This window comes from Paenibacillus sp. FSL K6-2441 (genome assembly GCF_037964765.1).
GTDB lineage: Bacteria > Bacillota > Bacilli > Paenibacillales > Paenibacillaceae > Fontibacillus > Fontibacillus phoenicis.
Genome location: NZ_CP150174.1, coordinates 3,391,832 through 3,418,232, shown reverse-complemented (window position 1 = coordinate 3,418,232; position 26,401 = coordinate 3,391,832). Strand labels below are relative to the sequence as shown.

The 26,401-nt window shown below is 53.1% G+C and carries 20 protein-coding genes; 17 read left to right on the top strand and 3 right to left on the bottom strand.

Annotated elements, in window-relative coordinates; translation table 11 throughout:
* The first annotated feature begins 83 nt into the window (after positions 1 to 83).
* The 4 genes from NSQ80_RS15680 (at position 84) to NSQ80_RS15665 (ending at position 7,358) form a co-directional block, all read left to right on the top strand.
* On the top strand, positions 84 to 1,418 hold the full coding sequence (locus NSQ80_RS15680) for a U32 family peptidase (protein WP_009224376.1): 1,335 nt from the start codon (positions 84 to 86) through the stop codon (positions 1,416 to 1,418).
* Between the two features lie 240 nt (positions 1,419 to 1,658).
* Complete coding sequence (locus NSQ80_RS15675; RefSeq protein WP_036644710.1) at positions 1,659 to 3,836, top strand: methyl-accepting chemotaxis protein; 2,178 nt, start codon at positions 1,659 to 1,661, stop codon at positions 3,834 to 3,836.
* Between the two features lie 188 nt (positions 3,837 to 4,024).
* Positions 4,025 to 5,809 (top strand): penicillin-binding transpeptidase domain-containing protein, encoded by a 1,785-nt coding sequence (locus NSQ80_RS15670; protein WP_339299831.1) that lies wholly within the window; start codon positions 4,025 to 4,027, stop codon positions 5,807 to 5,809.
* Positions 5,810 to 5,936: 127 nt separating this feature from the next.
* Complete coding sequence (locus tag NSQ80_RS15665) at positions 5,937 to 7,358, top strand: polysaccharide deacetylase family protein (protein ID WP_036644708.1); 1,422 nt, start codon at positions 5,937 to 5,939, stop codon at positions 7,356 to 7,358.
* 92 nt (positions 7,359 to 7,450) lie between these two features.
* Here the strand turns inward: NSQ80_RS15665 and ilvD are convergent, their stop codons facing one another.
* Entirely contained in the window at positions 7,451 to 9,136 is a 1,686-nt protein-coding gene (gene ilvD / locus NSQ80_RS15660; protein WP_009224372.1) for a dihydroxy-acid dehydratase, read from the bottom strand.
* 188 nt (positions 9,137 to 9,324) lie between these two features.
* Positions 9,325 to 9,591 carry a general stress protein gene (locus tag NSQ80_RS15655; RefSeq protein ID WP_009224371.1) on the bottom strand — a complete coding sequence of 89 codons (267 nt, stop codon included), beginning with the start codon at positions 9,589 to 9,591 and terminating at the stop codon, positions 9,325 to 9,327.
* Between the two features lie 210 nt (positions 9,592 to 9,801).
* On the opposite strand from NSQ80_RS15655, the gene NSQ80_RS15650 reads away from it, so the two are divergent.
* A complete protein-coding gene (locus NSQ80_RS15650) occupies positions 9,802 to 10,581 on the top strand; it encodes an HAD family hydrolase (protein ID WP_339299827.1) in 780 nt (259 codons plus the stop codon).
* 13 nt (positions 10,582 to 10,594) lie between these two features.
* Positions 10,595 to 11,344 (top strand): NAD-dependent protein deacylase, encoded by a 750-nt coding sequence (locus NSQ80_RS15645; protein ID WP_339299825.1) that lies wholly within the window; start codon positions 10,595 to 10,597, stop codon positions 11,342 to 11,344.
* Between the two features lie 27 nt (positions 11,345 to 11,371).
* On the opposite strand, the gene NSQ80_RS15640 is transcribed toward NSQ80_RS15645, so the two are convergent.
* Positions 11,372 to 12,235: an AraC family transcriptional regulator gene (locus NSQ80_RS15640; protein WP_009224368.1), complete on the bottom strand. Its 864-nt coding sequence runs from the start codon at positions 12,233 to 12,235 to the stop codon at positions 11,372 to 11,374.
* Positions 12,236 to 12,412: 177 nt separating this feature from the next.
* On the opposite strand from NSQ80_RS15640, the gene NSQ80_RS15635 reads away from it, so the two are divergent.
* The 11 genes from NSQ80_RS15635 to NSQ80_RS15585 all read left to right on the top strand — a co-directional run bounded on the left by NSQ80_RS15635 (position 12,413) and on the right by NSQ80_RS15585 (position 26,391).
* Positions 12,413 to 13,588: a galactokinase gene (locus NSQ80_RS15635; RefSeq protein ID WP_036644705.1), complete on the top strand. Its 1,176-nt coding sequence runs from the start codon at positions 12,413 to 12,415 to the stop codon at positions 13,586 to 13,588.
* 5 nt (positions 13,589 to 13,593) lie between these two features.
* Positions 13,594 to 14,580, top strand: coding sequence for a UDP-glucose 4-epimerase GalE (galE, locus tag NSQ80_RS15630; protein ID WP_009224366.1), 987 nt, complete (start codon positions 13,594 to 13,596; stop codon positions 14,578 to 14,580).
* Positions 14,581 to 14,594: 14 nt separating this feature from the next.
* On the top strand, positions 14,595 to 16,172 hold the full coding sequence (locus NSQ80_RS15625) for a UDP-glucose--hexose-1-phosphate uridylyltransferase (protein WP_009224365.1): 1,578 nt from the start codon (positions 14,595 to 14,597) through the stop codon (positions 16,170 to 16,172).
* A 189-nt stretch (positions 16,173 to 16,361) separates the two neighbouring features.
* A complete protein-coding gene (locus NSQ80_RS15620; RefSeq protein WP_009224364.1) occupies positions 16,362 to 17,525 on the top strand; it encodes an iron-containing alcohol dehydrogenase in 1,164 nt (387 codons plus the stop codon).
* Positions 17,526 to 17,671: 146 nt separating this feature from the next.
* Positions 17,672 to 18,202 carry a hypothetical protein gene (locus NSQ80_RS15615; RefSeq protein WP_009224363.1) on the top strand — a complete coding sequence of 177 codons (531 nt, stop codon included), beginning with the start codon at positions 17,672 to 17,674 and terminating at the stop codon, positions 18,200 to 18,202.
* A gap of 24 nt (positions 18,203 to 18,226) precedes the next feature.
* Positions 18,227 to 19,813 (top strand): flotillin family protein, encoded by a 1,587-nt coding sequence (locus tag NSQ80_RS15610; protein WP_036644703.1) that lies wholly within the window; start codon positions 18,227 to 18,229, stop codon positions 19,811 to 19,813.
* 191 nt (positions 19,814 to 20,004) lie between these two features.
* Positions 20,005 to 20,850, top strand: a complete 846-nt coding sequence (locus tag NSQ80_RS15605) for a PRD domain-containing protein (protein WP_260070233.1) — start codon at positions 20,005 to 20,007, stop codon at positions 20,848 to 20,850.
* Between the two features lie 232 nt (positions 20,851 to 21,082).
* Entirely contained in the window at positions 21,083 to 23,158 is a 2,076-nt protein-coding gene (gene ptsG, locus NSQ80_RS15600; RefSeq protein ID WP_339299819.1) for a glucose-specific PTS transporter subunit IIBC, read from the top strand.
* A 131-nt stretch (positions 23,159 to 23,289) separates the two neighbouring features.
* Entirely contained in the window at positions 23,290 to 23,565 is a 276-nt protein-coding gene (locus NSQ80_RS15595; RefSeq protein WP_009224359.1) for an HPr family phosphocarrier protein, read from the top strand.
* The gene (gene ptsP / locus NSQ80_RS15590) at positions 23,558 to 25,270 is read left to right on the top strand and encodes a phosphoenolpyruvate--protein phosphotransferase (protein WP_339299815.1); all 1,713 of its coding nucleotides are present in this window, start codon (positions 23,558 to 23,560) and stop codon (positions 25,268 to 25,270) included. Before NSQ80_RS15595 ends, ptsP begins: the two co-directional genes overlap by 8 nt.
* Before the next feature lie 407 nt (positions 25,271 to 25,677).
* Positions 25,678 to 26,391: a thioredoxin domain-containing protein gene (locus tag NSQ80_RS15585; RefSeq protein WP_339299813.1), complete on the top strand. Its 714-nt coding sequence runs from the start codon at positions 25,678 to 25,680 to the stop codon at positions 26,389 to 26,391.
* Positions 26,392 to 26,401 lie beyond the last annotated feature (10 nt).

Here is a 26,401-nt window from a genome sequence, read left to right as displayed (position 1 = left end):
AGGAAGTTGGGTGCTGAAAAGCCGACTTTTTTGACCTATATTTTAAATTTAAAAACCCAAAAAATGATGAGAGGTGAACGAAGATGCAAACTGCGGAGAAGCATATCCCGAAATATACGGGAAAACGTTATCGGCTGGCGAAACCCGAGCTGCTTGCCCCGGCAGGCAATCTTGAGAAGCTGAAATTCGCTGTCCATTACGGCGCCGATGCCGTGTATATCGGGGGACAACAATACGGCCTTCGTTCCAATGCAGATAATTTCAGCTTTGAAGAAATGCGGGAAGGCGTGGAATTTGCCAAGAAGTACGGCGCCAAGGTGTTTGTCGCCACGAATATTTATGCCCATAATGAGGATCTGGAGGGCATCGAGGAGTATTTGCGTAATTTATACGAGGTAGGCATCGCTGCCATTATCGTCGCCGACCCGGTGATCATAGAGACCGCGAAGCGGGTCGTCCCCGAACTGGAGGTTCACCTGAGTACTCAGCAATCGACGGTGAACTGGCAAGCGGTACAATTCTGGAAAGACCAAGGCTTGCCGCGGGTCGTACTGGGACGGGAGACCAGCCTTGAGGAAATCGAGGAAATTAAACGTCATGTCGACATCGAGATCGAGGCGTTTATTCATGGCGCGATGTGCTCCTCGTACTCGGGACGCTGCGTGTTGTCCAACCATTTTACCGACCGTGACTCCAACCGTGGGGGTTGCTGCCAATCCTGCCGTTGGAAATACGACCTGTTCACGGACGCCCGTGCGGATGGCGAATGGATTTCCGAGGAAGAAGCCCGCGATAACAGGGTACTGGAGAAGTTCCGTCTTGGCGTAACTCAGCTACCGATGTTTGAGGAAAACGATCATGCATTTACGATGGGATCGAAGGACTTGTGCATGATTGAGCATATTCCTGATCTCATCGACGTCGGGGTAGACAGTTTCAAAATCGAAGGGCGGATGAAGTCCATCCACTATGTGGCGACGGTGGTGAATGTCTATCGCCAAGCGATTGATGCTTACATGGCGGATCCGGACAATTACGTCTTGAAGCCGGAGTGGATCGAAGAAATCAACAAAGCGGCGAACCGGCCGCTGAATACCGGATTTTTCTACGATACGCCGGATCATGAAGATCATATTTACGAACCGGAAGAGAAGGCGGCGCCTTATGATTTTGCCGGATTGGTGATGGCGTATGACGAATCGACGGGAATGGCAACGATCCAGCAGCGCAACCATTTCAAACCGGGACAAGAAGTCGAATTTTTTGGTCCAAACGGGACGTTCTTTAAGCAGAAGGTCGGGACCATCTACGACGAAGACGGCAATGAATTGGATGCCGCCCGCCACCCGCTGCAGCGGATCCAAATGAAGGTGGACCAACCGGTTTCCTATTTCGATATGATGCGTAAAAGAAAGTAATGGAAAAAATCAATATGCTTTAGGGCCTGTTCGTTTCTAGGACGAAAGGCCCTTTTTTGTGACTTTTGTCAATATTATTTAAAATCCACCACATATGAAACCGATATTATAGAGGAGAACGTCAGGTATTGTCGAATATTTTCAATAGCTGACGAGAAATGTGAGAAACCAACAGCATTATGTATGACCTCAAGCCTAAAAATTGAGGTCTGCAACTATTATGAGTGGTGGGTGATCAACATGAGTCTGGTTCCGAAGAACGAGGACCAAGAAACCAACAGCAAAAAGAAGGAAAAGAAACAAAAGGGAGAGCGGACGAAATCCAAGGCGGTTCAGCCAGGAGGAAAAGCAACGCGAGATACCAAAGCTTTACTGGCTAATTTGCTGGACAAGCTGCCGAAACAATTCAACCCCGCGAAAGCAGTGGGGGTACGGTTGTTCCTGATCTTCTTTGTCGCAATCATGTTTTTCGTCCTGACGATCGGGATTATGTCCTCCCAAATGGCGAAGGGAACCATTCAGGACAATGCGGAACAAGCCAACCTGCAGACCATCGTTCAAACCTCGCAGAAGCTAGATATTGTCATGCAGAAGTATGAGGAGAACCTTCAGCAAATGTTCTTGGACGATGAGATGCAAAATGCAATCATGGATGCTTCGTTGGCGAACATTTCGGATTATGACAAGTTTACGGCAACCAACAAAATGAGAACACGTCTGAATACGTTGACCTTCTCCACGAAGGGGGTTTCCGCCGTTTACATGTTGTCGGCTGACAACATTGTGGACGACGTCACTTCGGGCAGTGCCGATGTCACGTTCTTGGATACCGTGCGCGAAGAAGCCTGGTTTAAAGATCTGACCAGCGCCACTAAAACTTTATGGATGCAAGTGCCATCGAAAGGTAAGGGTACGGAAGTCTTCCGTTTAGCTCGCTCGGTACAGAGCGTTAACAGCATGAAACGCTTTATTCTGATTGCTGATATCAACCTGGAAATCCTAGACGGCTATTTGAAAGAGGTTAAGCTGGGGAATAACTCCAAGCTGCAAATGGTGACTCAAGATAACATCGTTGTAGGTTCTTCCGTTGAAAGAGATCAAGGAAATCCGTCCGAATTTGATATGGGACAAGCCACCGAGGCTTCGGGTACTTTCCGGACGAAGGATGCCAACGGCAACGCTGTCCTTGCTTCCTATAGCACCCAGTCGTCCGGCTGGAAGTTAATCGGTACCGTCGATACGGCTGAACTGACGAAGAGCGCAAATCGCATTCTGATGTTTACGATCTTCTCGCTGATCGTGGTTGCGATCATTGCCATTCTGATCGGGGTATGGATGGTTCGGATGATCGCTTATCCGCTTGGCAAGCTGAGAAACCTGATGGAGGAAGGCTCCAAAGGGAATCTGAACGTTCGGATGAACACGAAATCGAAAGATGAAATTGGTCAATTGGCAGTAAGCTTTAATGTGATGATGGAAAATATCACAGCCCTCGTTAAGCAAACCAATAACTCCGCACAGGATGTATTGGATACGGCTGCTGAATTGACACAAGCGTCGAACAAAACGGCGTTGTCTGCGAAAGAAATCGCCGTGGCGACTGAAGAAATTGCTAACGGGGCAACCAGCCTGGCTAACGAAGCGGAACGCGGTAATGAGCTGACCGAGAATATTTCCCGGCAAATGGAACGCGTTGTCCAATCGAACAAAGAGATGGAGATTTCGGCTCGTCAGGTGGAGAAGTCCAGTCAGCAAGGGACTCAGTATTTGAACGGATTGATGGAGAAAACCAATATGACGGTCGAAATGATCAACGCTTTGACCGCCAAGGTCGACTCGCTCAAAGCAAGCACTGGCTCCGTCTTGAAAGTGCTTGATGTCATGCAGAACATTACGCAGCAAACGAATATCCTGTCGCTTAATGCTACGATTGAAGCAGCCCGCGCAGGTGCTGCAGGCCGCGGATTTATGGTCGTTGCCGATGAAATTCGCCAACTGGCCGATCAGTCGCGTCAGTCGATCACCATGGTCGGCGAAATCACAGATACGATTCAGAAAGAGATGAATGAAACGGTGAAGACCTTGTCCGAGGCGAGCCCAATCTTCCAAGAGCAAATCGCATCGGTGCAGGAAACCAACCAAATTTTCGTATCGGTGCAGCAACAAATGGAAGGCTTCGTGCGTCACCTGGATTCCGTAACGGCTTCCATCGACCAGCTAAACGAATCGCAAGCGGTCTTGTCGGAAGCGATGAGCAACGTCAGTGCCGTCGCACAGCAATCGTCCGCCACGTCCGAAGAGGTTGCATCGCTCTCCAGCGAACAGCAAACGGTCGGCGATCAACTGGTACAGCTGTCAAACAAACTGGAGAATGTGTCGGCTGGCTTGAAAGAGTCGTTGTCGAAATTCACCGTATAGATAGCAGGCTTAAGCGACGGAAATCAAAGCTTGGCCCATCTCCGAGGGTTCCGGGGGCGGGGAGAAGCCCGGCTCATCTGCGATGCAGGTGCAGCCGGGCTTTTACTTTGCAGGGGATCAAGATAGCTTGGTGTTTGTTTAGCCCGACTTTTCCCAGGAAATAATGGGAACAGAATGGAGGGCGAACGATGTCGTTATTGCGCAAAAAACGGATATTTTATCTGTTACTTTCCTTTGCGGCGGTGCTGGGACTATTTTCGCTGCGGATCGCTTGGATTCAGATGGCTTCAGCGTTTAAGGCGGTGACCGTAAGCGGCAAGACAATCAATGAACTCGCCGTCCGGCAACGGGAAGAGAGTATTGAGTTGGATCCGGGGCGAGGTCAACTTGTTGATCGCAACGGAAAGGCGCTGACGGGCGAAGTCGGTTGGACACCAATTCTGTTCCCTGTCCGCAAGTTGCCCGCAGCAGATCAGCTTACCGGATTGGCGGCCGTATTGGGGACAACGATTCCCGAACTCCAAAGGAAGTGGGAACAGTTGGAGCGCCCTTACGTCTGGCCCAAGCCTGGCGGGGAGCCGGGGGAACCGCTTCGGCTTAGCGAAGAGATAGCCCGTTCTTTGCCTCATCTGGAAGGGCTGGAGGTGCTGCCGTATATGACGCGTTACGGACCGGGCGAACGGGGGAATCAATGGCTTGGCTTCGTGACGCAACGGCCGGACGTCATCCGTAAGTTGCGAGAAGATAAGCACCAACCGGACTTCGCGTTAACGCTGCAGGTTGGAGCTTCGGGGTTGGAGAAAACGCTGGATAACATGCTCCGCGGAATCGGCAGCGTCAGAGCGGCCTACACGGTTGATGGCCGCAAGGATCCGCTAGTTGGGATGGGGACGCGGGTGAATGCGGAGGCTAGCCGATACTATCCGCTGCAAATCCAAACGACAGTTGATGACACCCTCCAACAAAAAATCGAGCGGTTAGCGGATGAGATGAAAGTGACGGATGGAGCAGTGGTCGTGCTGGACGCCAAAACCGCCGATATCGTCTCGATGGTATCGCTGCCTTTCTACGATCCGCATCACGTTGATCCGGCAGCAGAGAACTGGAGTAATAAGGCGGTTAAGGCCAGTGTGCCGGGTTCGATTTTTAAGGCGGTGATTGCGGCGGCTGCGCTGGAGGAGCAGGTGACATTTCCCGGGGAGATGTTCCACTGCAGCGGGCATTACGGAAAATACGGCTTGTCATGCTGGAAGGAAGGCGGACATGGAAACCTTACGCTGGAGGAAGGCTTTGCGAGGTCGTGTAACGTGGTATTCGCCACACTGGGAGAACGGCTGAGTGCGGAGGCGATTGCCCGGACAGCCGCCAAGCTGGGGCTGGGGCGCACCGTGGGCTGGCACGATCCGTCCTTCCTTGGAGGGGATTCCTTGCGGCCGCTGGATCAGGAAGAAGCCGGGGCGGTCTTTAGCAATCTGGCGGCGGCGGACGGCGGGGTGCGGGCACAGACAGCGATTGGTCAGCGGGACGTGCTTGTCTCTCCACTGCAAGCGGCCAATCTGGTTGTTACTTTGCTCCACGGCGGACAGGTTATGGCGCCCCGCTTAGTCAGCGAGATCCGTTATAAGGAAGGTTCGCTGCTCTCCGCATTGCCGGTTCAAGCTTCGCCCTCCTCCGCTGGACAAATTACTCCGCAAATGGCACAACGGCTGTTGTCCATGATGAGGCTGGTTGTCACAGACGGCACCGGGCGAACTTTGCAGAAAGCCAAATGGCCGCTGGCTGGAAAATCGGGAACAGCTGAGGTTGTGAAGAATCATAAGCAGCTGAATCATCAATGGTTTATCGGTTACGGACCGACTCATCAACCCAAGTATGCTGTCGCCGTCCTCGTTCAAAACCAGCCGGAAAGATCCAAGCATCTGGCCGCCGAATTGTTCCGGCGAACAATGGATTTACTGGCTGCGGAAGGTTGACCGATTTCCTATGCCTTCCCCAAAAAAATGCGCCTAAACTGAAGATGTCTGTGATAAAATAGTGTAGATGCTATGCTTTTCACGGAGCATGCCAAAGTCATTGATCATAGAAAAGTGGGGAAAGCATATGGAGACTTTGCTGCTATGGTTATTTTATATCTCTACGCTGTACGCTTTTATACCCGGATTGATCACTCGGATTTTCGGTTTTCGCGTATTTAAGCGCGGGATCAGCGAGAAGGCGTTTGCGCTAACGTTCGACGATGGTCCCGATCCGAAATATACTCCACAATTGCTTGATCTGCTCAAGCGCCACGGAGCGAAAGCAACGTTTTTCCTCGTTGGTTCCAATGCGGAGAGACACCCCGAATTGATTAAACGGATTCATGAGGAAGGCCATTTGATAGGGTCGCACAACTATGTGCACAAAACCAATTGGCTCATGGGGCCGGCGGCCGTCAAGAAGCAGATTCAGAAGACGAATCAGATCATCCATGACGTGACGGGCTTCAATTCTCATTACTATCGTCCGCCGTGGGGCATTGTCAACTTGTTTGATTTTGCGAACCGCGGCAATACACAGATCGTGCTGTGGTCGGCTATGTTCGGCGATTGGCGGGTCAAGGTCGGCGCTGACCGGTTAACGGAGCGTATGCTGAAGAAGCTGCGGGGCGGTGAGGTCTTTCTCCTGCACGACTGTGGTGCCACACTAGGTGCGAACACCGGAGCGCCGGCGGAAATGCTGATCGCGCTCGAGCGCGTGCTGACGGAAGCGGATCGCCGCGGATTGCGAAGCATCCGCATTGATGAATTGATTCAGGCGACGGAAGAGGCCAAGCTTCAAGGCAAACGGGTTGAAACTGCAACGCCGAAGGGGAGAACGCCAGTGAAGATTACCTGGTTTAAGCGATGTATCGTAGCCTTATGGCTCGTTTGGGAGAAGATCTTCCACATCCTTTTTCAATTGAAAGCTCCCGAACCGGAGGATCCTTTCCTTCATTTCCGAGTCCGATCCTATCATGGAGAGCCGGTGGCGATGAACAATGGGAAGACATTGGAATCTGGAGATCAAGTGATGGAGCTTCATTTTGACAACAAAAAATTGTTTGAGTATGGGGCTCGCTCCAGAACAAGCGTGCATTTGGCGATTCAAATGATCCGCAAAATGGAGAAGACACTACCCCTTTTTGCCAAATATGTGATCGAGCATCCTGAGTTAAAAGACGTTAAGGCGCTGTATGGCGTCAGCATGATTAACCGGGGTCCGGAGCAATTTGGGTTTATAATTAAGGATTTACCGAAGGGCTGGTTTGCCAGCTCGACGAAAATCTATTTGAAATTATTAATGAGTGTTATTCACCCTGCCGGTACCTCAAGATTAAAAGAGCAACCTCAGGAGCTGGTACCGAAGATGATCGTGATGCCGATGGATGTGCTGTTGGAGCGGTTCGCCGAGAACGGCTCGCATCGCAGCAGCCATACGGTGGATGAGAAGCCGGAGGCCGTGGAAGAGGAGTCTTTGCTTAGCGTATCCTTGCCTACGCGTTAATCGCTCTTATCCATTATTTTTGTTAACTCTAAAAGAAAAGGCCGTACCCGAATCTAAAATGATCCGGGTACGGCCTTTTGAGTTAAGCTAAATTAAATTTTCATCACGCCGCCGGAGCTGGCGTTGGTGACCAGTTTGGAATAACGGGCCAGATAACCGGTTTTGACCTTCGGCTCAAAGCCTTTCCAATTGGCTTTGCGGCGCGCGAGCTCTTCATCGCTGACATGCAGCTCGATTTTGCGGTTATTCAAGTCCAGCTCGATGATGTCGCCGTCTTCAACGAAAGCGATTGGGCCGCCTTCAGCAGCCTCAGGAGAGATATGACCGATGCTGATTCCGCGGGAAGCGCCGGAGAAGCGTCCGTCGGTGATCAGACCGACCTTCGCGCCCAGACCCATGCCGACGATCTGCGACGTTGGAGCCAGCATTTCAGGCATGCCTGGACCGCCCTTTGGTCCTTCATAGCGGATGACAACAACGCAACCCTCTTTGACTTTACCGTTCGCGATCCCTTCGAGCGCTTCTTCCTGCGAGTCGAAGCAGATCGCCGGGCCTTTATGATATCCGCCAACCGAAGGGTCAACAGCTCCCACCTTGATGACTGAGCCTTCCGGCGCCAGGTTACCATACAGGATAGCAAGTCCGCCTTTCTCGGAATGCGGATTGTCGATCGGACGGATGACGTTGTGGTCGAGGATTTCGCATCCGGCGACGTTCTCGGCGAGCGTTTTGCCGGTAACGGTGATTTGATCGCCGTAGATGGCTCCCGGCTTCTTCAGCAGCTCGTTGAGCACGGCGCTGACGCCGCCAGCCCGATGCACGTCTTCGATAAAGATATCGGACGCCGGAGCCAGCTTTGCAATATGCGGCACGCGGTTGGCCACTTCATTGATCCGTTCCAGCGGGTAATCGATTCCTGCTTCTTGGGCCAAAGCCAGCGTATGCAGGACGGTGTTCGTGGAGCCGCCCATAGCCATATCCAGCGCAAAAGCGTTGTCGATCGATTCCTTCGTCACGATGTCGCGCGGTTTCAGATCAAGCTCGATCAGCTTCATCAGCTGCTGCGCAGACTTCCGGACGAATTCGCGGCGCTCTTCGGCGACAGCGAGGATGGTGCCGTTCCCCGGCAGCGCCAAGCCCAGCGCTTCAGCGAGGCAGTTCATCGAGTTGGCCGTGAACATACCGGAACACGAACCGCAGGTCGGACAGCCGTATTGTTCCAGTTCGAGCAAGTCCTTGTCGCTGATTTGTCCGGCTTGGTGGGCGCCAACGCCTTCAAAGACGGAGGTCAAGGACAATCTGCGTCCTTTGCTGTCGACGCCGGCTTTCATTGGACCGCCGCTGACAAAGACGGTTGGGATATTGACGCGCAAGGCGCCCATCATCATCCCTGGCGTGATTTTGTCGCAGTTCGGAATGCAAACCATCCCGTCGAACCAGTGCGCGGAAACTACAGTCTCGAGCGAGTCGGCGATGATTTCCCGGCTTGGCAGGGAATAACGCATCCCAATGTGTCCCATCGCGATCCCGTCGTCTACACCAATGGTATTGAATTCAAACGGAACGCCGCCCGCTTCGCGGATCGCTTCCTTAACGATTTTACCGAACTCTTGTAAGTGCACATGTCCAGGCACGATATCGATATAAGAGTTGCAGACCGCGATAAACGGTTTGCCGAAATCTTCTTCCTTCACGCCTGCAGCACGCAGCAAGCTGCGGTGCGGCGCGCGGTCGAAGCCTTTTTTGATCATATCAGAACGCATTTTCTTGGCTGGCATGATCTCCGATCCTCCCATGATTCATTATAGTTTTGGAGCTTTACACCGCTAAAGGTTTTCTCTAAAGTCTATCATAAGTGGTTATGATTTTCTACCTATCGATCACAGGAAAAAGCATGTGGAATGGTGTGGATCGGGTCTATAAAAAACAAAGAAAATCTCCGGGGGTTCCGGAGATTTCTTAAGACTTACGCTTCGATTCCGGGTTTACTGCGGGCGATCCCGCCTTTACGGCCGATTTCCCGGTAAAAGCCTTTATCATGCTTCTGGGATGTCGCCTCGCCGCCCTTCTGGCCGATTTCCTGATAAAATTCGCGGTTGTGGGTTTTCGAGGTCGCTTCGCCGCCTTTTTGCCCGATTTGCTTATAAAAGGCTTTGCCGTGGTTTTTGGCCGTGGCCAGTCCTCCCAGACGTCCTGCTTCTTCCCGGGTCATCTTGCTTTGGCTTCGTGCCATCGAATCCCTCCTTGGATTTTATTTTGGAGTACGTATGTTTTATTTACCACGGATTTTTCCATGTTGAAACGGATTTATCTAAAATTTTAAGGATTCGCCAAAAGATACCTATTAAATAATTAGGAAGTAATGAGATGAACTTAGGAGCCGCCGCAGCCCACACCTGTGAAAATGGTATAATAAGGACAATGTAGGGAAGGGGGAGCGAGGATGGCCACGATCGAAGTGCGCGGGCAGAAAGCAGCTTGCAAGGCCATTTTGTTTGATAAAGATGGAACGCTGTTGAATTTTATGGGGCTATGGGGCAGCTGGGCCGCGGTCTTAACCGATCTGATGGAGCGGAAGCTGGCTGAGTTGGGCTCGCCTGGCGGGTTCAACAAATCCGCGCTGCTAGGCCTTCAAACGGATGAGCGAAACCGGGTGATCGGTTACGACAAAACCGGTCCGATTGCGATGGGGACGGAAGAAGAGATCATTGCGCTACTGGCATCGACGTTATATGCCGCAGGGCTGCCTTGGAACGAAGCGACAACCGTTGTTCGCGAATTAAATGCAACGGCGATGGCGGAGCTCAAGCGGCGGCGGGAAGCGGTGCCTTTGCCCGGGCTGCGCGATTTTGTCCAGAGTTGCCATGAGGCGGGTGTGAAGCTGGCGGTCGTCACCTCCGACTCAACCTCGGAGGCGCTGGAGCATCTGGAATGGCTTGGCATCCGGGATGCGTTCGCCAGCGTGGTTGGCCGGGATCGCGTTGCCCGGGGCAAGCCGGGGCCGGACATGGCGCTGCTCGCCTGCCGTGAACTGGGGCTACCGCCAAGCGAAGCGGTGGTCATTGGCGACAGCAACGCCGATATGCAAATGGGAAAGCGTGCAGGCGTCGTGATGACCATTGGCGTGTCGGAGGAGTACGGTGAAGAGGCCCAGGAAGCAGTTTATTTGCGGGACGCGGACGTTATTATATCCAATTATCGCGAGTTGACGATACATCCATAGGAGGTTCGAGCGGATGAGCAAAGAGATCGACACGTTGGCAGCATGGATTGAGGAGAGTTCAAACATTGTATTTTTTGGAGGGGCCGGGGTATCTACCGAAAGCGGAATCCCTGACTTCCGTTCGGCGGCAGGCATCTATCAGATAGAGAACGCGTCGCCTTATGCGCCGGAGGAGATTTTGAGCCGGAGGTTCTTCGATCGGCATCCGGACGTATTTTTCGATTTCTATAAGACGAAAATGCTCCATCCGGAGGCGCAGCCCAACGCCGCGCACCGCTGCTTGGCTGAGTTGGAGCGAGCAGGGAAGCTAAGCGACGTGGTGACGCAAAATATCGACGGGCTCCATCAACAGGCGGGCAGCCGCCGCGTGCTGGAGCTGCACGGATCGGTGCACCGCAACACCTGCATGGAATGCGGCCGTACCTATACGTTAAAGGACGTCATGGACAGCGAAGACGTCGTGCCGCGCTGCAGCTGCGGCGGCATCATCAAGCCGGATGTGGTACTGTATGGGGAGAACCTGGATGAGCAGGTGATCCAGGACACGGTAACGGCGATCGCCGGCGCTGACCTGCTGGTGATCGGCGGAACCTCGCTGACGGTGCAGCCCGCAGCTCATCTGGTCACCTATTTCCGCGGCGAACGGACGGTGCTGATCAACGTCTCGTCCACCGCGTATGATAACCGGGCTGACCTCTTGATCACCGAGCCGATTGGCGAGGTGCTGGGGGCCGTTTCCCGGAAGCTGGACTTGGCGGAGTGAGACGAGGCTCGCGAATTTTGCGTAGACTCACTCCTTCGCGGGATTCCGGGTGACCGCCCGGCGATATTCGCTTGGTGATTCGTTGTGAAACCGGCGGAACTGCCGTGAGAAGTAGAGCGGATCGGTAAGGCCGACAGAAGCGGCGATTTGCTCGATCGACAGCTCGGGACGTTCGCGCAGCAGTTGGCGGGACTTATCGATTCTCAACTTCAGCAGGTAGGTGACGGGGGTGAAGCCCGTTTCTTTTTTGAAAATCCGCGAAAGATAAGCTCGATTATAGCCCAAGGATGCGCACATCTGTTCGATGGAGACCGGATGCGCGTATTGGCTGGCCATATAATGAATCATTTGCTTCACGATCCGCTGAACGCCCGATTCGCCCGACGGCAGCGCGGAGGCCATGCCAAGCGTCTCTTGAGCTTCGGCCATAATTTGATGAAGCAGCCCCAGCGACAGCAGATGGGAGCTGTTTTTTTTCGTTTGGAATGCTTGTAACACGCTGCTGAGCATGGCAGGGATCGGGCTGTTCCCGCCTTGCCGGAACACCGGCTGCTGCGGGGTGAAGCCGACTCGCTTCACGAGCTCCGCCGCCTTAACTCCGGTGAAGGCGATCCAACGATAACGCCAAGGCTCGGCCACATCGGAAGCATAACTGACGAGCTGATCGGGGAGAATCAGGAAGCCATCCCCTTCGCTCAGCTCATAGGAGGCGGATTCGGTCCGGAACGTGCCCTTGCCTTGCTCTACGAAATGCAGAAGGAAATAATCATAAATTTTCGGGCCCAGCCGGTGATCGGGAAGGGTCTGACTTTCGCCGGCGAACAGAACATGCAGCTCATCTGTCTCGATCAAATCCGGGTTGGCGGCCGCGCTATAGGTTTCTTTGAACATGGGATAGTCTCCTTTGACCAGGGGGACGGATAATGCCCCATAAGACTTCGCTCCCATTTTACTCCGAAAAGTCACATTTATCTATATTGTTCTCGCAAAGTTGCATTATCAAAGCAAAGCGATTTCATTATACTGGGTACAAGAATCAAAGATTTCATGACGATGGGGTGTACGTTGATGAAAAAGCAGGAAATGGAACAATTGTTTATATTCAAATATGGGGAAAGCGCTGAGCCGATTCGCGTATTTAACGCCCCAGGACGGGTGAACTTGATCGGTGAGCATATCGACTACAACGGGGGGTATGTGTTCCCGGCGGCGTTGGAATTTGGGACGACGCTGGCGATCCGCAAGCGCGCTGACGGCAAAGTCGCCTTTGCTTCCAGCAACCTGCCTTACACGGCAGAGCTGGCACTGGAAGAGCTCGGCACAAGCAAAACCGGTGAATGGATCGACTATCCGATCGGCGTTTACGTGGAGCTGAAGAAGCTGGGCATCTCGCTTACGAGCGGGTATGACCTGCTGTTCCATGGCGAAATTCCGAACGGTGCGGGCTTGTCCTCCTCCGCATCGATTGAAGTGGTAACGGCCTTGGCGTTCGTGAGCATGGAAGGGAAGGAGCTCGACAAGGTGGAAATCGCCCGGTTGTCTCAGCGGGCTGAGAATCAATATGTCGGCGTAAACAGCGGCATTATGGACCAGTTCGCGGTGGCGAACGGGGCCAAGGACCATGCGATCCTGCTGATGTGCGACACCTTGGAATACAAGCTGGTCCCGTTCCGGACAGGCGCGTATAAGCTGGTCATTGGCAATACGAAGAAACGCCGCGGGCTGGTCGATTCCAAATACAACGAACGGCGTTCGGAATGTGATGCTGCGCTGGAGATTTTGCAAAAACGCGAGCCGGGCTTGGAGTTCTTGGCCCACCTGAAGCCGGAGCAGTTGGAGCAGTGGCGGGGAGATTTTACGAACGAAGTGCTGTATAAACGGGCCAAACACGTGGTGGAAGAGAACGCGCGCGTGCTGAAATCGGTGGATGCGCTGAGCGCCAACGATTTGAAGGCTTTTGGCGAGCTGATGAACGCCTCCCATGATTCGCTGCGTGACTTGTACGAGGTGAGCTGCCTGGAGCTGGACGTGATGGTTGAGGAAGCACGGAAGATCGAAGGCACATTGGGCGCCCGGATGACCGGGGCCGGATTTGGCGGCTGTACAGTATCGCTGGTGCATGAGGATTCGGTAGAGCGGTTCGTGTCCGAGGTTGGTCGGTCTTATAAGGAACGGACAGGGCTGGAAGGCGAATTTTACGTGTGCGGCGTAGGCGACGGCGTACATGAGATGAAAGGGGAGTAATCATCATGGCGATACTGGTTACGGGGGGAGCCGGTTATATCGGCTCGCATACAGTAGCGGCGCTGCTGGAGCAAGGAAGAGAGGTCGTCGTGATCGACAACCTGCAGACCGGACATCGCGAGGCGTTGCTCGGCGGTAAGCTGTATGAAGGAGATCTGCGCGATAAGGCGCTGTTGGCCAAGTTGTTTGCCGAGAACGAGATCGAAGCGGTCATCCATTTTGCCGCGAACTCTCTGGTTGGGGAGAGCATGAAGGATCCGGTCAAATATTTTGACAATAACGTGTACGGGACGCTTTGCTTGTTGGATGCGATGGATCAGGCGAATGTGCGCAAGATCGTGTTCTCCTCCACGGCGGCAACCTACGGCGAACCGGAAAAAGTGCCGATTGAAGAGAGTGATCCGACCCGGCCAACGAACGTGTATGGCGAAACGAAGCTGACGATGGAACGGATGATGGCTTGGTTCGATCAGGTGTTGGGGATCAAATACGTGTCCCTGCGTTACTTCAACGCGGCTGGTGCCCATGAGAGCGGCAAAATCGGCGAGGACCATCGCCCGGAAAGCCATTTGATCCCGTTGATCATTCAAGCGGCCTTGGGACAACGTCCGTCCATCCAGGTGTTCGGCGATGACTACAACACGGCGGACGGTACTTGTGTCCGCGACTATATCCACGTGAGTGATTTGGCCGATGCCCATCTGCGCGCGGTGGATCATTTGCTGGGCGGCGGAGAGAGCGACGTATTTAACCTTGGCAACGGGCAAGGTTTCTCGGTCAAGGAAGTGATCGAAACCGTGAAGCAGGTCACCGGCCGCGACTTCCCGGTCGCGATCAGCCCGCGCCGCGCCGGCGATCCGGCGGTGCTCATCGCTTCCTCGGATAAAGCCCGCCGCGTGCTGGGCTGGAATCCGACTCGCAACAAGCTGCCCGGCATCATTGAAAGCGCATGGCAATGGCATAACAGCCATCCGAACGGTTATAACGACTAAGGGAGTGTTATGGGATGGGAGTAGAAGAGAGAAGTCGTCAAGACGCGCTTCATGCGATTGAACGGCTAGTGAATTATGCGCTCGAGCAGGGCCTGATCGATTGGTGGGACGTGGACTATTCGCGCAATCGTCTCCTGGAGCTGTTCTCCTTTGATGAGCCGTACACCGGCGAAGTGGCGAAGGAGGCGCTGACCGGACCGCAGGAGCCGCTTGAGATCTTGATCGATTACGGGCTTACGATCGGCTTGATTCCAGAAGATACCGCTACGTACCGCGATTTGCTGGATGCGAAAATCATGGGCTTGCTCATGCCGCGCCCGTCGGAAACAATCGCCGCCTTCCGCAAAACGGAAAGCGAGCAGGGAATTGCCGCCGCGACCGACGCCTTCTATAAGTTGTCGGTAGCCAGCAATTACATCCGGATGGACCGGGTGCGTCAGAACATCTATTGGGAGCAGCCGACGCCGTTTGGAGACATGGAAATCACGATTAACCTGTCCAAACCGGAGAAGAATCCGAAGGAAATCGCGATGGCGAAGCTGCTGCCGCCTCCGGTGTACCCTAAATGTCAGTTGTGCCGCGAGAACGTTGGTTATGCCGGACGACTGAATCATCCAGCCCGCCAGAATTTGCGAGTTATTCCACTGACGCTGAACGGGGAGCCGTGGTTTTTCCAATACTCGCCTTACGTCTATTACAACGAGCATTGTATCGTGTTCCACCACGATCACATTCCGATGAAGCTGACCCGCGATACGTTTAAGCGGCTGTTGGAATTCACGACGTTGTTCCCGCATTACTTCATCGGCTCCAACGCGGATCTGCCGATCGTCGGCGGGTCGATTCTGACGCACGACCATTTCCAGGGGGGACGCCACACGTTTCCATTGGAAAAAGCTCCAGTCGAAGCTGTCTACGTCCATCCGGACTTCGCCGGCGTCACCGTCGGCAGGGTGAAGTGGCCGATGTCTGTGCTGCGGGTGAACGGCCAAGAGCGGGAAGCCGTGTTGGAAGCGGTAGATCATCTGTACGAAAAATGGAAGCAATACAGCGACCCATCTGTTGGCGTCCTGGCCTTCTCCGAGCAGGAGGGGGAATCCGTGCCGCATAACACGGTAACGCCGATCGTTCGCCGCAGCGCGGACGGCGGGTATGAAGCGGACATCGTCCTGCGCAATAACCGGACGGACGAACAGCATCCCGAAGGGATTTTCCATCCGCACCGCGAGATGCATCACATCAAGAAGGAGAACATCGGCCTGATTGAAGTCATGGGCGTAGCCATCCTTCCGGGCCGGCTGAAGGAAGAACTGGCGGGGGTTGCTGACATTCTGAGCGGCGATAAGGCGCTCTATGAGCAAACTGTATCCGATCCGAATGCCCGCTTGGCCGTGCATGCGGACTGGGTGAAGGAACTGGTTGCACGCGTTGGCATGTCGTTGGGTCGTGAAGAGGCCGAAGCGCTGCTGCGTGATGAGGTTGGCCGCAAGTTCGCGGAGATCCTTGGACATGCCGGCGTATTTAAAGCGACGCCCGAAGGCTGTGAGGCTTTCGAACGCTTTGTTGAATCGGTTGGTTACCGCAGACGGTAAGGCATAACCGAATTTAGAAGTAAAGGGGCGTTCCAAATCGATAAAGGTTTGGGATGATCCCTTTTTCTGTTTGTTATTTTGTTACAGTTAGAAGTATAATAGTTTGGGAGTTCGAAGAGGCTAGAAATAGCACCAGCGCATTGTAGAAACGCTCCATTTACATAACCAAATTTTAGGAGGAGTTAAGGCATGGACAATTTCGTATTTCATAATCCAACCAAGCTGATCTTTGGCAAAGGCCAGCTGGAGGCGCTTCGCAACGAGGTGCCGGCTTACGGCAAAAAAGTGCTGCTAGTCTACGGCGGCGGCAGCATTAAACGCAGCGGGCTGTACGATCAAGTGACGGCCATTCTGCGGGAAATCGGCGCCGAAGTGACGGAGCTTGCGGGCGTTGAGCCGAACCCGCGTCTTTCGACGGTGCACCGCGGGGTCGAGCTGTGCAAATCCAACGGCATCGAGCTGGTTCTTGCCGTCGGCGGCGGCAGCGTGCTGGACTGCTCGAAGGCGATTGCCGTCGGGGCTAAATACGACGGGGATATGTGGGATTTCGCAGAGCGCAAAGCCGTACCGAAAGCCGCCCTGCCGCTCGGAACGGTACTTACGATGGCCGCAACTGGCTCCGAAATGAACGGAAACTCCGTCATTTCCAACGAAGAAACTAAGGAGAAGCTGGGTTGGAGCAGCAAGCTGGCTTATCCTGCATTCTCCATCCTTGATCCGCAGTTCACGGTTTCCTTGCCGAAAGACCAAACGGTGTACGGCATGGTGGATATCATGTCTCATGTATTCGAGCATTATTTCCATCCAACGCCAAACACTCCGCTGCAGGATGAGTTCTGCGAAGGGCTGCTGCGGACGGTGATCGAAACGGCACCGAAGCTGGTACAGGATTTGGAAAACTACGACCTCCGGGAAACGATTCTGCTGTGCGGCACATTGGCGCTGAACGGCGTGCTGAACATGGGCTTGTCCGGGGACTGGGCTACTCACAACATCGAACATGCTGTGTCGGCGGTTTACGATATTCCGCATGGCGGCGGCCTGGCCATCCTGTTCCCGAACTGGATGAAATATAACCTGAAGCAGGATGTCGCCCGCTTTAAGCGTCTGGCGATCAACGTCTTCCATGTCGATCCTGCCGGCAAGAGCGATGAGGCAGTGGCGCTTGAGGGCATCGAAGCGTTGCGGTCATTCTGGAACTCGATTGGCGCACCAAGCCGCTTGGCGGATTACGGCATTGACGACAGTCAATTGGAAGTTATGGCCGATAAAGCGGTCCGCTTTGGTTCGTTTGGCAATTTTGCCGTGTTGGATAAACAGGACGTGCTCGAAATTTATCGGATGTCGCTGTAAATCCCCGCTTCATAGATCCCTACTTAAAATAACCGGTCTCACGACTTGGCGTCGTAGGCCGGTTTTTCTTTTTTTGAAACATATTTCACCAATTTACGTATTTAATTGTAGAGTCCAACAATATTTTGGGTAGAGGGAGGAACGGGATGGAAGCGCTGTTTTGGGGTTGTTTCGTCGGCGGTGCTTTGTTTGCCGTCATCAGCGCCGTGCTTGGTGACTTGATCGGAAGCTGGCTGGATGGCGTGTTTGATTTCCTGTCCGCGGATTTTCTCAAGCCGATCATCACGGCATCGGCGATCACGTCCTTTGGCGGAGCCGGTATTTTGCTGGACCGATACACCGGGCTTGGCACGGCTGTTGTAGTGGTTTTAGCGATAGTTGCAGCCGTCCTGCTGTCTGCTACCGTGTATTTCGCCTATGTGAAACCGATGGAGAACAGTGAAAATTCCACGGGATTCTCTGAATCGGAGCTGCCCGGTAAAATCGGCGAAGTCACCGTGCCCATTCCGGCGCAAGGGTATGGCGAAGTGATGGTGAAGCAGGTAGGCGGCAATTCGCTGCATATCGCCTCCAGCTGGGATCGGAAGGAGATTCCCGCCGGAACAGCCGTCGTTGTGATCGGGACGGCGAAGGACGGGACCGTCCAGGTTTCCGAGCTTTACCCCCACCCGATGTAATGCCAATTAAAGAAGAGGGAGCTGATGTCATTGTTCGAAAGTTTTCCGGATTTCCTACTGATCCCCGTGATCGTGATTGCAGTCATTGTCGTGCTTGGGCTGGCGTTTTGGGCAAGATACAAAACGGTGGGCCCCGATGAGGCGATGATTGTGACGGGGTCTTTTCTAGGCAGCAAAAACATTTCCGACGACCAATCCGGCCGCAAAATCAAAATCGTGCGCGGCGGCGGGGCATTTATCTGGCCGATCTTTCAGAAAGCCGAGTTTATGTCGCTGCTATCCCATAAGCTTGACGTGATGACGCCCGAGGTCTACACCGAGCAAGGGGTGCCGGTATCTGCAGACGGCGTGGCCATCATTAAAGTGGGCAGCTCGATCGAAGACGTCGCAACAGCCGCCGAACAATTTATGGGCAAACCCATCGAATCGCTGAAGGGCGAGGCACAGGAAGTGCTGGAAGGCCATCTGCGTTCCATCCTGGGCTCGATGACCGTTGAGGAAGTCTATCGCAACCGCGACAAGTTTGCTCAGGAAGTGCAAAGCGTCGCAGCCCGGGATCTGAAGAAAATGGGACTGCAGATCGTTTCGTTCACGATCAAGGACGTTCGGGATAAGCACGGTTATTTGGAGGCGCTTGGGAAGCCGCGGATCGCTGCGGTTAAGCGGGACGCCGACATCGCTGAGGCCGAAGCCCAGCGGGATGCACGGATCCAGAAAGCGCTGGCCGAGGAAGCTGGGCAGAAGGCCGAGCTGGTGCGCGATACGAACATCGCCGAGGCTGAGAAAGAGAAGGAACTGAAGGTAGCGTCCTTCAAGAAGGAGCAGGACACTGCCAGAGCCGAAGCCGACCAAGCTTATCACATTCAGGAAGCTCGGGCTAAGCAAGTGATGGTCGAAGAGCAGATGAAGGTCGAGCTGGTGCGGAAGGAACGGGAAATCGATCTGCAGGACAAAGAAATTATCGTCCGTCAGAAGCAATATGATGCTGAAGTGAAGAAAAAGGCCGATGCGGACCGTTATGCCGTCGAGCAGGCCGCCGAAGCGGAAAAAGCCCGGAAGATGCGGGAAGCCGATGCGCTGCAATACTCGATCGAAACGCAGGCCAAAGCTTCCGCTGAACAGAAGCGGCTAGAAGGCCTGGCGATTGCGGATGCCGAACGGGCCAAAGGGACGGCGGATGCTGAAATCATCCGTCTGCGCGGCTTGGCCGAGGCCGAAGCGAAGGAGAAGCTGGCCGAAGCGTTCCAGAAATTCGGCGAGGCGGCGATCCTCGATATCGTAATGAAGATGCTGCCGGAGCTGGCAAGCAAGATCGCTGCACCGCTGTCCTCCATCGACAAGCTGACCGTCGTCGATACCGGCAAAGGCGAGGGAGCCGCTCGCGTCAGCAACTACGTGACCGAGCTGATGGCCACAGCGCCTGACATGCTCAAGAGCGTCTCCGGGATCGAACTCGATCGGTTGATCCAAAGCCTGACCAAAGGCAAAGTTGTCGCCGCAACACCGGAGCTTGAGACGGCTTCCGTCAAGTCTGCAGCAGGCGGAAAGGTGCCAGATCCGGTTGTGCTGGAAACCGCGGCTTCGAAGGCAGCCGACCCAGACCAAAAGTAGGGCCTAAGGTGGCTTGACAACCGCCCTCCATCCGTGTATCTTGTCCTAGGATAAAAAGAAACCGGCGTCCCGCTCATCATCAGAGTGAGGACGCCTTTGAAATGCCTGGGAATCGGCTGACGGCGCCCAAAAAATCCATTATAATGGGCTTAACCGTTTTCGGAATATAGGAAAAGAGGTGCTACTGTGTTGTGAACAGCCTGCGCGTGGCCAAAGTGTTGAATAACAATGTCATCATCGCAAATCATCCGGAGCATGGCGAGGTCGTTGTCATCGGCAAAGGCATCGGATTTAACCGAAAAACGGGAGATTCCATTTCGCTGGAAGCCGTCGAGAAGATGTTTATCCTTACGAACCAGCAGGAGCAGGAGCAATACAAGCAACTCGTGCACCAGGTGGATGAACAGCTGATCGAGATCATCGGCGAAATTATTATGTATATTTCCGGGAAAACTCAAACCGAGCTTAATGAGCATATTCACATCGCGTTAACTGATCACTTGGCGTTTGCGATAAAACGGGCGGAGCAGGACATCGCGTTTCATAATCCATTTTTGTTCGAGACGAAGGAAATTTATCCGCTGGAATATGAATTGGCGGAATATGCCATTCGTTTGATCAAGGAGAGGCTGGGTATTGATCTTGGTGAAGACGAAATTGGCTTCGTTGCGCTTCACATCAACAGCGCCATCACCAACCGTCACATCAGCGAGGTCCGCGGACATGCCCAGTTGATCGCCGATTTGGTAGGCATCATCGAGAAGGAGCTTCGCTTCTCGATCCTCCGCAATTCGCTGGACTATTCGCGTCTGCTCACCCATTTGCGGTTCGCGATCGAGCGGATTCGGCGGGGAGAGCAAGTCGGCGAAGTCGACAAGCTGGAACAGCTGCTCAAGCAGGAGTATCCTGTGTTGTATTCGCTTGCCTATAAATTGACAAAAGTTATGGAGCAACGGCTCAAGCTGCCGGTTTATAAGGCAGAGGTTAGTTATTTAACCATGCATTTACACCGTGTGGCTCCGGCAAATCTTCAATAGCTTGCTTGCGCGAAAAAAGAAGGTCTGCTATAATTCCTAATGCATTAACAACAACTTCATAATCACAATGTGTGACTGATTCGATCAGGCATGAGTTGATAAAGGTTTTTTTGGATTGTATTGGACGGTTACGGGGTATTATATCCGTAAGCGATCACGGTACAGCACAAATGACCTATATTGGCTCATGCCTGTTTTTGTTAGTCCACTATGTAATTACAGGAGGGTATTTATGTTTAAGCGTTTGTTTGGGGTTTTACAGCGGGTAGGTAAAGCGCTGATGCTTCCGGTAGCTCTTCTTCCGGCGGCAGGCCTGCTGCTCGGGATCGGTAATATGCTGGTCAGCCCTGAGTTCCTAAATTTGGTTCCCGCATTGGATAACCACGCTGTTCATGCTGTAGCTACAGTCATGATGAACGCCGGCCAAATCGTCTTTACGAACCTGGCCTTGCTGTTTGCAGTTGGCGTCGCCGTTGGTTTGGCAGGCGGTGAAGGGGTTGCCGGTCTGGCTGCCATTATCGGGTACCTCGTCATGAACGTGACGATGGGGACGGTCATTGGCGTGGTGCCGTCGATGATCGGAACCAATCCGGCCTATGCCAATGTACTTGGTATTCCAACGCTGGCAACGGGGGTATTCGGCGGTATTATCGTGGGTATCCTGGCTGCCGCAATGTATAACCGGTTCTTCCGGATTGAGCTTCCGTCTTACCTCGGCTTCTTCGCCGGGAAACGGTTCGTGCCGATTATGACGGCCGCTACTTCAGTTTTGCTCGGTTTGATGATGGTTGTCGTATGGCCACCGATCCAAACCGGATTAAACTTGGCTTCCCACTTTATGTTGGAGCAAAATCGGACGTTGTCCGCGTTTATTTTCGGGGTGGTCGAACGGGCGTTAATTCCGTTTGGTCTGCACCATATCTTCTACTCGCCGTTCTGGTTCGAGTTCGGCGAATACATCAATAGCGCAGGTCAGCTCGTGCGCGGGGACCAATCAATCTTCATGGCTCAGCTGCGTGACGGCGTGCCGTTTACAGCCGGTACATTTATGACCGGTAAATTCCCGTTCATGATGTTTGGTTTGCCTGCCGCTGCGCTGGCGATTTACCACGAAGCTCGTCCAGAGCATAAGAAATATGTGGCCGGGATTATGGGCTCGGCAGCATTAACTTCTTTCTTGACGGGGATTACGGAACCGCTGGAGTTCTCGTTCCTGTTCGTTGCACCGGCGTTGTTTGCCGTTCATACGATCTTCGCAGGTTTGTCTTTTATGACGATGCATATCCTGGGGACGAAGATCGGGATGACCTTCTCCGGTGGTTTGATCGACTTCCTGATTTTCGGGGTGATTCCAAACCGGACGCCTTGGTGGAACGTCATCATCGTTGGTCTGATTCTGGCGGTCATTTACTACTTCGGTTTCCGTTACGTGATTCGCAAGTTTAACTTGAAAACGCCGGGCCGCGAAGATCAAGTTTCCGATGAGGAAGGCGCGGGAGCTGGTGGAGCAACTTCGCAAGACGATTTGCCGCATAACATCTTGTCCGCGCTGGGCGGTCAAGAGAACATCGTTCACTTGGATGCCTGCATCACTCGGCTGCGGGTGGAAGTGAAGGATAAAGCAAATGTCAGCAAGGATCAGCTCAAGAAACTGGGCGCATCGGGTGTGCTTGAAGTAGGTAACAATATTCAAGCGATCTTCGGAACACGTTCCGACACGATCAAGTCGCAAATTGCCGATATTATGAGCGGCAAGACGCCACGGCCTGCGGCGAAATCGGAAGCGGTCAAGACGGAAGAGGTTAAACCTGCTGAAGTGGAACAACAAGCAGCCCAAGACGGCGATGCGATTATCAACGAAGATATCGTCATGCCGGTAAATGGTGAGCTGATGGATATTTCCAATGTACCGGATCCTGTCTTCTCGGAAAGAATGACCGGCGACGGATTTGCCGTGCTTCCGCACGACGGGGTGATTGGTTCCCCGGTTTACGGGAAAGTATTTAACGTCTTCCCAAGCAAGCATGCCATCGGCATTATGTCGGACGGCGGGAAGGAAGTGCTGGTGCACATCGGTGTAAATACCGTTAAACTGAAAGGCCAAGGCTTTAATGTACTGGTGAAGGAAGGGGATCTGGTCGCTGCTGGACAACCGATCCTGGAAGTCGATCTGGATTATGTGAAAGAGCATGCTCCATCCATTATTTCGCCAATCGTGTTCTCGAACTTGCCGGAAGGCGCGTCCGTGAAGCTGAACAAAACCGGCAAGCTATCCAAAGGCGAAGCCGACATCGTCACCATTAAGTAAAGCTCCAATGCGCTGTCGTTTGATCGCGGCGGTGCATTTGGCATTGGTTCTCACGTTCCCTTACAATAGGGTAAGGAGCGTATTATATATTTTTTTCTAAAATTATAATTCAGAAAGCGAGAGGATTACTCATGGAAAGAATGTTCAAAATTACGGATGAAGACGGAATTCATGCACGCCCGGCAACGGCTCTGGTGAACACTGCTAACAAATTCAAGGGGGCCGAATCCTTCGCTGAAGCCGGCGGCAAGAAAGTAACGCTGAAATCGATCCTCGGCGTACTGTCCTTGGGTCTGGAACAAGGCGATTCGCTGAAGCTGATCGTTGAAGGCGAAGAAGCAGAAGCAGCACTTCAAGCGCTCACCGAAGTGATGGTTAACGAAGGGCTTGGAGAAGTGAATGCTTAAGATTGAAGGCATTGCCGCTTCGGCTGGCGTGGCCATCGCCAAAGCTTTCAAGTTGGAACATCCCGACTATACGATTCATCGTCGGGATGCTTCCGATTCCGCTGCGGAATTGGCACGCCTGGACGAAGCTCTGGCCAAATCTCAACAAGAGCTCGAAGCGATCAAAGAGCGCACGCTTCAAGAGCTTGGTGAGAAGAAAGCGGAGATTTTTGAATCCCATTTGTTGATTTTGAACGACCCTGAGCTGTTGACGCCGGTTCGCGATAAAATCACGGCTGAGAACGTAAGTGCGGAGTACGCTCTGAATGAAACCGCTAATGAATTCATCTCGATGTTTGAAAATATGAAAAGCGCCTACCTCAAGGAACGCGCAGCAGATATGCGAGACGTTACCAAGCGTGTGCTCACGCATTTGCTCGGACTGAACTACGTCAACCCGGCTGACATCAACGAGGAAGTCATCGTGATTGCGGAAGACTTGACGCCATCGGATACGGCACAGTTGAATCGCAATTACGTTAAAGGCTTTACAACGAATATCGGCGGACGGACGTCGCACTCGGCAATCATGGCCCGCTCGCTGGAAATCCCGGCGGTTGTTGGTACCAAAGAGGTGCTGGATAAGGTAAACAGCGGCGATCTGGTGATCGTGGACGGATTGGACGGCAGTGTCATTATCAATCCGACCGAGGATGTCCTGAACGAGTACAAAGCCAAACGCGATAAGTACCTGGTGCAGATCGAAGAATGGAAGAAGCTGCGCGAGGTGCAGACGACGTCGAAAGACGGCGTTCACGTGGAATTGGCTGCGAACATCGGTACGCCTAACGACGTGACGGGCGTGCTGGAGAACGGCGGTGAAGGAGTGGGCTTGTACCGGACAGAATTCCTGTACATGGGACGCACAGAGCTGCCTTCAGAGGAAGTTCAATTCAACGCCTACAAGACCGTGCTGGAAAAAATGGAAGGCAAACCGGTTGTTGTCCGCACGTTGGATATCGGCGGCGACAAAGAACTGCCTTATTTGAATCTGCCGAAGGAAATGAACCCGTTCCTGGGCTTCCGTGCGATTCGCCTGTGCTTGGAGCAGAAGGATTTGTTCCGCACGCAGCTGCGCGCTTTGCTTCGCGCCAGCGTATACGGCACCTTGCGCATCATGTTCCCGATGATCGCAACGTTAGATGAGTTCCGCGCGGCGAAGGCGCTGCTTCTGGAAGAGAAGGAGAAGCTGCAAGCCGAAGGCGTTCAAGTCTCCGACGAGATTCAGCTCGGCATTATGGTGGAGATTCCTTCGACTGCGGTCTTGGCCGATCAGTTCGCCAAAGAAGTGGACTTCTTCAGTATTGGTACCAACGACCTTATTCAATATACGATGGCAGCCGATCGCATGAACGAACGTGTATCTTACTTGTATCAGCCATATAACCCATCGATTTTACGCTTGGTCAAAATGGTCATCGATGCAGCGCACAAAGAAGGCAAATGGGCTGGAATGTGCGGCGAGATGGCTGGCGATGCAACGGCAATTCCGTTGTTGCTGGGGCTTGGACTGGATGAATTCAGCATGAGCGCGACTTCGATCCTGCCGGCTCGTTCGCAAATCTCCAAGCTGTCCAAAGCGGAAATGGAGCAGCTGGCGGCGAAGGCGCTGCAAATGCAGACGGCTGAACAAGTCGTCGAGCTGGTTCGCTCTATCGAAGCATAAGAATTGTTAGATTCGTAAGAATTTAAGATCTTTTCCAACTGGAAATACGGGTTTCCTCTTGAACCGGTGCCGTTAGGGCGCCGGTTTTTTTCTTGGTTGCGGCTTTATAGAGGTGTCTGGCTCTCTTTTTAACGATTATCCCGTTGCATCAGGGGGGTGGGGAACACAGAATGGCTTGGATAAATAGGATCTATCTTGATCCCCTATTTCTGAAGGAAAGGGATAATGGTGTAAAAGAGGCCTGAAGAGGCATAAATCTTTGATGAGTACGAACCATCACACTTTTTCGTTGGGAAGGTCCTGCGAGGTTCTGGGTTCAACTTGACGAATCTTGCTTTTGTAACTAGAATGGTTGCAGGATAAAACGTATTTTGAAATTGAACTATTAAATAGAAAGAAGGGATCGCATGCCGCCGAAAACAACAAAGAACGCTTTGGCCAAGCGCAAAGCCGAACAACAAAAGCTGCAGCAGCAATTAAAGAGGAGACGACTGATCTGGTTTTCGACCGTGGGGTTGCTTCTGATTCTGATCATCGTCGTGTTGACGATTCAGCCGAAACCGAAGCCTGTCGAATTTGATTATGCTGCGCTGCCTGTGTTAGGACAAGCTGATGCCCCGGTAAAGATTGTAGAGTTCGGGGATTATCAATGTCCGTCGTGTAAACATGTAAATGAACTGATTAAGCCGGAATTGGCGAAGGATTATATAGATCAAGGTAAAGTCGCTTTTTATTTCATGAATCTGCCGTTTATCGGCTCCGATTCCTTTACGGCCGCGCTGGCCGCTCAATCGGTGTATCATCAAAGCAATGATGCGTTCTGGAAGTATTTCGATGCGATTTTTGAACGCCAGGGGGAGGAGAACAACGGTTGGGCTTCGCCTGAATTTTTGGTCAATCTGGCCAAAGAACTGGAGCTGCCTATCGATTACGACCTGCTGCAGAAAGATATCGCCGAAGCAACGTACCAGGACGAGGTGCAAGCGCAGTTGGCTCGAGGAGACAAGCTGGGCGTAGACAGCACGCCGACGTTCTTCATCAACGGTATTGAATATGCCGGCAACCTAGGCGATTATGAGACGCTGAAGAAGACCATCGATAACGAATTGGCCGGAGAATAAGAATATGAGG